Source organism: Streptomyces sp. NPDC056486 (assembly GCF_042795295.1).
Taxonomy (GTDB): Bacteria; Actinomycetota; Actinomycetes; order Streptomycetales; family Streptomycetaceae; genus Streptomyces.
Map to the genome: position 1 here is coordinate 26,322 of NZ_JBHTSF010000096.1, position 8,949 is coordinate 35,270.

Annotated in this window: 1 protein-coding gene; it reads left to right on the forward strand. The window is 73.0% G+C overall.

All coding sequences use genetic code 11. The features are described 5' to 3' along the window. Nucleotides 1–31: 31 nt before the first annotated feature. A complete protein-coding gene (locus tag ACFQ7F_RS30425; protein WP_383277063.1) occupies nucleotides 32–8,920 on the forward strand; it encodes an SDR family NAD(P)-dependent oxidoreductase in 8,889 nt (2,962 codons plus the stop codon). Nucleotides 8,921–8,949: the final 29 nt, after the last annotated feature.

An 8,949-nucleotide genomic window follows, 5' to 3' on the forward strand; every position in this document is an offset into this window, starting at 1 on the left:
GCCACCGCACTTGCACGAACACTCCCTGGAGTTGAGAACGATGGACAACGAGGACAAGCTCCGCTATTTCCTGAAGCGGGTCACCGCCGACCTGCGTGACACCCGAAGGCGCCTGCGCGAGGTCGAGGAGGGCGAGCAGGAACCGGTCGCGATCATCGGCATGAGCTGCCGCTACCCCGGCGACGTACGCTCCCCCGAGGATCTGTGGGAGCTGGTCGCGAACGGCCGCGACGGTGTGACGGCGTTCCCCGCCGACCGGGGCTGGGGCGACGTCGAGCTGTCCGACCCCGAGGACCCCGACCGCGCGTTCCGCACCGAGGGCGGGTTCCTGCACGACGCGGCCGAGTTCGACCCCGGCCTGTTCGGGATATCGCCGCGTGAGGCTCTGGCGATGGACCCGCAGCAGCGGTTACTCCTCGAGACCTCTTGGGAGGCGTTCGAGCGGGCCGGGATCGACGCGTCCTCGCTGCGCGGCAGCAGGACGGGCGTGTTCGCCGGGGTGATGTACCACGACTACACCTCGCGGCTGCGCTCGGTGCCTGAGGGAGTGGAAGGCTTCCTCGGCACCGGCAGCTTCGGCAGCGTCGCCTCCGGCCGTGTGTCGTACACGTTCGCGCTCGAGGGGCCCGCCGTCACGGTGGACACCGCCTGCTCGTCCTCCCTGGTCACGCTGCACCTGGCGGCCCAGGCGCTGCGCTCCGGCGAGTGCACGCTCGCCCTCGCGGGCGGTGTCACCGTCATGGCGACCCCGGACACGTTCATCGGCTTCAGCAAGCAGCGCGGCCTCGCCGCGGACGGCCGCTGCAAGTCCTTCTCCGAGGACGCCGACGGAACCGGCTGGGGCGAGGGCGCCGGCATGCTGCTCCTGGAGCGGCTCTCCGACGCCCGGCGCAACGGCCACACCGTCCTCGGGGTCGTGCGCGGTTCGGCGGTGAACCAGGACGGGGCGTCGAACGGTCTCACCGCGCCCAACGGTCCCTCGCAGCAGCGGGTGATCCGCCAGGCCCTCGACAGCGCAGGACTGACCGCCGCGCAGGTCGACGCGGTCGAGGCGCACGGCACCGGCACCACGCTCGGCGACCCGATCGAGGCCCAGGCCCTCCTCGCCACCTACGGCCGGGACCGCCGCGCCGACCGGCCGCTGTGGCTCGGTTCCGTCAAGTCCAACATCGGTCACACACAGGCCGCCGCAGGCGTCGCGGGCGTGATCAAGACGGTCATGGCGATGCAACACGGCGTGCTGCCGCCGACCCTGCACGTCGGCGAGCGCTCCCGGCACGTCGACTGGTCGGCGGGCGCCGTGGAACTGCTGACCGAGGCGCGGCCGTGGCCTCGGACGGGGGAGCCGCGCAGGACGGCGGTGTCGTCCTTCGGCATCAGCGGCACCAATGCCCACGTCGTCCTCGAACAGGCCCCGGCCGAGGACGCCGACGGCGAGCAGGATGATGAACAGGGCGGGCCCGCCGAGCTCGCCGACCCCGTCCTTGCCGACGCCGTGCCGTGGGTCCTCTCCGGCAACGACCCCGCCGCCCTGCGCGAGCGCGCCACCGCCCTCATCTCCCACCTGGAGGGCCGGGACGAGACGCCGGTGGACATCGGCTACTCGCTCGCCGTGAGCAGGACCGCGCTCGAGCACCGGGCCGCCGTCGTCGGCGCGGACCGCGCGGAACTGCTCTCCGGTCTCCACGCCCTCGCCGACGGTGTCGAGGCACCGAACCTGGTGCGCGGCACGGTCGGTTCGCGCGGCAAACTCGCGTTCCTGTTCAGCGGACAGGGCAGCCAGCGGGTGGGCATGGGCCGCGAGTTGTACGGGGAGTTCCCTCTGTTCGCGCAGGCCGTCGACGAGGTCTGCGCGGGCCTTGACCCGCACCTGGACCGGCCGTTGCGTGACGTGCTCTTCGCCGAGCCCGGCACCGAGGCCGCCGCCCTGCTCCACCGGACCACCTACACGCAGCCCGCGCTGTTCGCGATCGAGGTGGCGCTGTTCCGCCTCGTCACCGCGTGGGGTCTCACCCCGCAGTTCCTCGCGGGCCACTCCATCGGGGAACTCGCCGCGGCGCACGTGTCGGGCGTGTTCTCCCTCGCCGACGCCTGCACGCTGGTCGCCGCCCGCGGCAGGCTGATGGGGGCGCTGCCCGAGGGCGGCGCGATGCTGTCCCTCCGCGCGGACGAGGACACTGTCCGCCGCCTCGTCGCCGAGCACGGCGGCGCGGTGGACGTCGCGGCGGTCAACGGCCCCGAGTCCACGGTGATCGCGGGCGACGCCGACGCCGTGGCCGTGATCGACGCCGCGTGGCGGGAGCGCGGCGGCAAGACCCGCTACCTGCGGGTCAGCCACGCGTTCCACTCGCCGCACGTGGACGCCGTACTCGACGACTTCCGCGCCGTCGCACGGACCATCACCTACGGCACCCCCGCGATCCCGGTCGTCTCCACCCTGACCGGCGCCCTGCTGACCCCGGAGCAGGCACGCGACCCGGAGCACTGGGTACGCCACGTCCGCGAGGCCGTGCGCTTCCTCGACGGCGTACGGAGCCTGGGCGAGCAGGGTGTCACCCACTTCCTGGAGCTCGGCCCCGACGCGGTGCTGACCGCGGCGGGCCGCGACTGCGTCGACGAGGGCGCGCTCCTTGTCGCCGGGGCGCGCGCGAACAGGCCCGAAGGTGCCACGCTCACCTCGGCGGTCGCGGCCCTGCACGTGCGGGGCGTCGCCCTCGACTGGCAGGCGGTGTTCGCGGGCCGCGGTGCCCGGCGGACCGAGCTGCCCACGTACCCGTTCCAGCGCACGAGGTACTGGCTGGACGTCGGCACACACATCGGCGACGTGGCCTCGGTGGGCCTGCGTCCTGCCGACCACCCGCTCCTGGGCGCCGCGGTCACCCTGGCCGACGAGGAGGGCGCCCTGCTCACCGGCAGGCTCTCCCTGACCACCCACCCGTGGCTTGCCGACCACACCGTCGGTGGCGTGGTCCTCGTACCCGGCGCCGCGTTGGTGGAGCTGGCGATCAGAGCGGGAGACCAGGTCGGGCTCGACCAGGTCGAGGAGCTGACACTGGCGGCGCCGCTGGTCCTGCCCGCGGACGGCGCGGTACGACTCCAGGTGTCCGTCGGAGCCCCGGACGAGTCGGGGCGCCGCGCGCTGAACGTCTATTCACGGGCCGACGACGCGGCCGACGACCAGCCCTGGACACGGCACGCCTTCGGCACGCTCACGGTGGGAGCGACGGCCCCGGCCGCCGATACGAGCGCCTGGCCGCCCGCCGGAGCCGAGCGCATCGACACCGAGAGCCACTACGACGACCTCGCCGATTCGGGCCTCGGCTACGGTCCGGCGTTCCGCGGTCTGCGTGCGGCATGGCGCCGCGGCGACGAGGTGTTCGTCGAGCTTGAGCTGCCCGACCAGGACAGTGCGGGCTCCTTCGGCCTGCACCCCGCGCTGCTCGACTCCGCGCTGCACGCCATCGGCCTCGGCGGCTTCGTCACCGACACGGAGCGGCTGCACCTGCCGTACTCCTGGCGCGGTGTACGGCTGCACAGCAGCGGCGCGTCGGCGCTGCGGGGGCGGCTGTCCCCGGCGGGTGCCTCGGGCGTCGCGATCTCCCTGACCGACGGCACGGGCGCCCCCGTGGCCTCGGTCGACGAACTGTCGCTGCGGCCCCTGACGACGGACGGCCTCGCCGGCGACCGCCTCGACTCGCTGTTCCGGGTCGACTGGACGCAGGTGCGGCCCGCCGAATCGGCCTCGACCCGCTGGGCGGTCCTGGGGGACGAGGGCCTGGCCGCGCTGGCGCAGGACGAGGCGCCGGACCTCGTGTTCGCCCCCGTGCCCCCGGCCGCCGACCCCGCGGAGGCGGCGTACCGGGCGCTGTCCCTGGTGCGCGCCTGGCTCGCCGACGACCGGTTCGGCTCGGCGCAACTGGTGTTCGTCACCGGCGGCGCTGTGGCGGCGGGCCCCGACGAGGACGTCCTCGACCTGGCCAACGCCCCGGTGTGGGGCCTCGTACGCGCGGCGCAGTCCGAGCACCCCGGCCGGTTCGTGCTCGTCGACACCGACACCGATTGGTCGGCGGCCGCGGCCCGGACCCTGGCGGGCGCCGTCGCCACCGGTGAGCCTCAACTGGCCCTGCGCGCCGGTGAACTGCTCGTACCGAGACTCGTACGGGCCCGTCCCACGGCGGCGGAGGAGGGTCTTGACTTCGGCTCAGGGCCGGTCCTTGTGACCGGTGCGAGCGGAATGCTCGGCGGGCTCGTGGCACGGCACCTGGTTGTACGACACGGGGTGCGCCAGCTGGTACTCGCGAGCAGGCGCGGCCAAGTGGGCGCACTGCACGCCGAGTTGACCGGCCTGGGTGCCGAAGTCGCCGCCGTCGCCTGTGATGTGGCGGACCGGGACGCGGTGGCGGCGCTGCTCGCCGAGCACCCCGTGACGGCCGTCGTGCACGCGGCGGGTGTCCTGGACGACGGTGTGATCGAGTCGCTCACCCCGGAGCGGATCGACACCGTGTTCCGGCCGAAGGTCGACGCCGCCCGGCACCTCCACGAGCTGACCCGCGAACTGAACCTCGACCTGTCGGCGTTCGTGCTGTTCTCCTCCGCCGCGGGCACGTTCGGCAACGCGGGCCAGGCCAACTACTCCGCCGCCAACGCGTTCCTGGACGCGCTCGCCCAGCATCGGCGAGCGCAGGGCCTGCCCGCCACATCGCTCGCGTGGGGCCTGTGGGCGGACGCGAGCGGCATGACCGACGATCTTGCCGAGACCGACCGAGGCCGCCTCGCGCGGGCCGGCGTCACCGCGCTGTCCGCCGAGGAGGGACTGCGCCTCTTCGACGCCGCCCTCGCGCTGCCGTCCGCCGTGGCCGTCCCCATGCGCCTCGACCTGGCCCCGCTGCGGGCCCGCCCCGAGACCGTCCCCCCGCTGCTCCGCGCGCTGGTGCGCACGGCGCGCCCCGAGGCCGCCAAGGCCGACGGGGGCCTGACGGCGCGGATCTCCGCCCTGCCGGAGGAAGAGCGCCTCCCGGCCCTGCTCGACCTCGTACGCACCTGCGTGGCAGCCGTGCTCGGCCACGCCTCCGCCGCCGCGGTGGAGGCGGAGCGGGCCTTCGACGAGCTCGGGTTCGACTCGCTCACCGCGGTCGAGCTGCGCAACCGGCTCGACGCGGCCACCGGTCTCCGTCTGCCCGCCACGCTGGTCTTCGACTATCCGACACCCGTGGCGCTCGCGAAGCACCTGCGTGCCACGCTGCTCGGCGACGACGAGACGCGGACGGCGACCGTCCGCACGGCCGCCGCCGACGACGAACCGATTGCCATCGTCGGCATGAGCTGCCGCTACCCCGGTGGAGTGCGCTCGTCGGAAGACCTGTGGCGCCTTGTCGCCGAGGGCCGCGACGCGGTGTCCGACTTCCCGGACAACCGGGGCTGGGACGTGGAGGCGCTCTACGACCCCGACCCCGAGAACACCGGTACCAGCACCGTCAGGTCGGGTGGCTTCCTCTACGATGCCGCCGAGTTCGACCCGGCGTTCTTCGGCATGTCACCCCGCGAGGCGCTCGCGGTCGACCCCCAGCAGCGGCTGCTCCTCGAAACCTCCTGGGAGGCCTTCGAGCGGGCCGGAATCGACCCGAAGTCCCTGCGGGGCAGTGCGACCGGTGTGTTCGCGGGCGTGATGTACAACGACTACGCCGCCCGGCTCGGCCGCTCCCCGGAAGGCTTCGAGGGCCAGCTCGGCGTCGGCAGCTCGGGCAGCGTCGCCTCCGGCCGCGTCTCCTACGTGTTCGGCCTCGAAGGCCCCGCGGTGACCGTGGACACGGCGTGCTCGTCGTCGCTGGTGTCGATGCACCTGGCGGCCCAGGCGCTGCGCTCCGGTGAGTGCACGCTGGCCCTCGCGGGTGGCGTGACGGTGATGGCGAGCCCGGCGACCTTCGTGGAGTTCAGCAGGCAGCGGGGCCTTGCCCCGGACGGCCGCTGCAAGGCGTTCTCCGACAGTGCCGACGGCACCGGCTGGGGCGAAGGCATCGGCATGCTGGTACTGGAACGCCTCTCGGACGCCCGGCGCAACGGCCACCGTGTCCTCGCGGTCGTGCGGGGTTCGGCGGTGAACCAGGACGGCGCGTCCAACGGTCTCACCGCACCGAACGGCCCCTCGCAGCAGCGCGTCATCCGCCAGGCCCTGGCGAACGCGGGCCTGACCCCGTCCGACGTGGACGTGGTCGAGGCACACGGCACCGGCACCACCCTCGGTGACCCGATCGAGGCCCAGGCTCTCCTTGCCACATACGGCCAGGACCGCGCCGGAGAGCCCCTGTGGCTCGGGTCCCTGAAGTCCAACATCGGCCACACGCAGGCAGCTGCCGGTGTGGGTGGTGTGATCAAGATGGTGATGGCGCTGCGGCACGCCGAACTGCCGAAGACGCTGCACATCACCGAGCGCTCCCCGCACGTGGACTGGTCGGCGGGCGAGGTCGACGTACTGACGGAGACCCGGCCGTGGCCGGCTCTCGACCGACCGCGCAGGGCGGCCGTTTCGTCGTTCGGCGTGAGCGGGACGAACGCACACACCATCCTTGAGCAGGCGCCCGATGAGACCGACGAGACCGAAGAGACCCCGGCTGACTTGCCGTCGGCGTCCGGGCCGGTTCTGTCCGGGCTGGTTCCGCTGGTGTTCTCCGCGCGTACGGAGGGCGCACTGCGTGCCTATGCCGCCCAACTGGCGCCCGTATTGGGCGATATGGCGCCCGGCGATGTAGCGGATGCCTTGTTTTCGCGGTCGGTGTTCGATCACCGGGCCGTGGTGGTCGCGGGCGGCGCCGAGGCGCTGACGGCGGTCGCTGGAGGCGTCGAGTCGGCCCGCGTGGCGGTCGGCGTCGCGCGGCCTGTGGGCAAGGTGGCGTTTGTCTTTCCTGGTCAGGGTTCGCAGTGGCTGGGTATGGGTGCGGAGTTGGCGGAGTCGTCGCCGGTTTTCCGTGCTTCTCTGGATGCTTGCGCCGATGCGCTTGCGCCCTATGTGGACTGGTCGTTGCACGAAGTCCTTGCTGACGGTGCCGAGTTGGAGCGTGTCGACGTCGTGCAGCCCGCGCTGTTCGCGGTGATGGTGTCGCTGGCCGCGCTGTGGCGTTCGTACGGTGTGGAGCCGGATGCGGTGGTGGGGCACAGCCAGGGTGAGATCGCCGCCGCGTATGTGTCCGGGGCGCTCTCCCTGGACGATGCCGCCAAGGTCGTGGCGCTGCGCAGCAAGGCGATCCTGGCGCTCTCGGGTCAGGGCGGCATGGTGTCGCTGGCGGTGACGATTGATGAGGCGCGTGAGCGGATCGCGCGGTGGGACGGGCGGATATCGGTTGCCGCGGTGAACGGTCCGCGTTCGGTGGTGGTGGCGGGTGACGCCGACGCGCTGGACGAGCTGGTCGAGTCGTGCGCGGCCGATGAGGTGCGGGCCCGCAAGGTGCCTGTCGACTACGCCTCGCACTCGCCGCATGTGGAGCGTATTCAGGAGGCGTTGGCGGGCGTTCTTGCCGGGGTCGAGCCAAGGCCCGCGAGTGTGCCGATGCTGTCCACGGTCACGGGAGAGTGGCTGACCGGGACCGAGGTCGGCGCCGATTACTGGTATCAGAACCTGCGCAACACCGTACGGTTCCAGGACGCTACGCGCGGCCTGCTCGACCACGGCGTCGGCGCGTTCGTGGAGTGCAGCCCGCACCCCGTACTCACCATCGGCGTGTCCGAGACGGTGGAGGCCACCGGTGGCGACGCCGTCATGGTGGGGACGCTGCGCCGGGATGAAGGCGGCCTCGACCGGTTCCTGCTCTCCGTCGCGGAGGCGTACGTAGGGGGCCTGCCGTTCGACTGGCGGCAGACGGTGCCCGCCGGACAGCACGTCGACCTGCCGACCTATCCCTTCCAGCGCAAGCACTACTGGCTGGACGCTCCCCGCGACCTGCGCTTCGTCGAAGCGGCCGGTGGTCTCGGCCTGGCGGACGCCGACCACCCGCTGCTCGGCGCCGCCGTGGAACTCGCCGACGAACAGGGCCTGGTGTGCACCGGCAGGCTGGGCACGGACACCCACCCGTGGCTCGCCGACCACGCGGTCGCACGGACGACACTCCTGCCCGGCACCGCCTTCGCGGAGATCGCGCTGGCGGCGGGCGGCAGGCTCGGCCTGGACGAGGTGGAAGAACTGGCGCTGTCCGCACCCCTGGTGCTGCCCGAACGCGGCGGAGTGCGACTGCGGGTGACGGTCGGCGGCGACGACGGCTCCGGTCGGCGGGCGCTGAGCATCGACTCCTGCCCGGACGACCCGGCCACCGACACCGACTGGACCCGGAACGCCACCGGCTTCCTCACCACCGGAGCACCCGCCGAGCCGGCCACCGTCACGCAGTGGCCGCCCGCCGGAGCCGAGCCGGTCGACATAGACGGCCTCTACGACAGCCTGGAAGAGGCCGGGTTTGCCTACGGACCCGCCTTCCAGGGCCTCAGGGCGGCATGGCGCGGCGAGGGCGCCGTGTACGCCGAGATCAGCCTTGACGAGGACCAGCACCGGGACGCCGCATCGTTCGGCCTCCACCCGGCGCTGCTCGACGCCGCGCTGCACGCCTGCATGCTCGGCGGCCTCGTCGAAGACGCCGGTCGCCCCCGGCTCCCGTTCTCCTGGAGCGGGATCCGCTGGCACGCGACCGGTGCCACAGCGGCGCGGGTACGGCTCACACCTGCCGGACCCGACGCCGTCACGCTGGAACTGACCGACGTACAGGGGAACCCCCTGGCGACGGTCGCATCCCTGGTCCTGCGGCCGATCGCCGCTGACCAATGGGGTGCGCGCCACCGCGATTCACTGTTCCGGCTGGAGTGGGTGGCCGCACCGACCCGTGGGGGCCCCCCCCCACCCCCCCGCGGGTGCCGAGTAGTGGGCCCCGACGACCATTAGGTCGGCGCGGGCCGGGGCGCGGCCGGGTT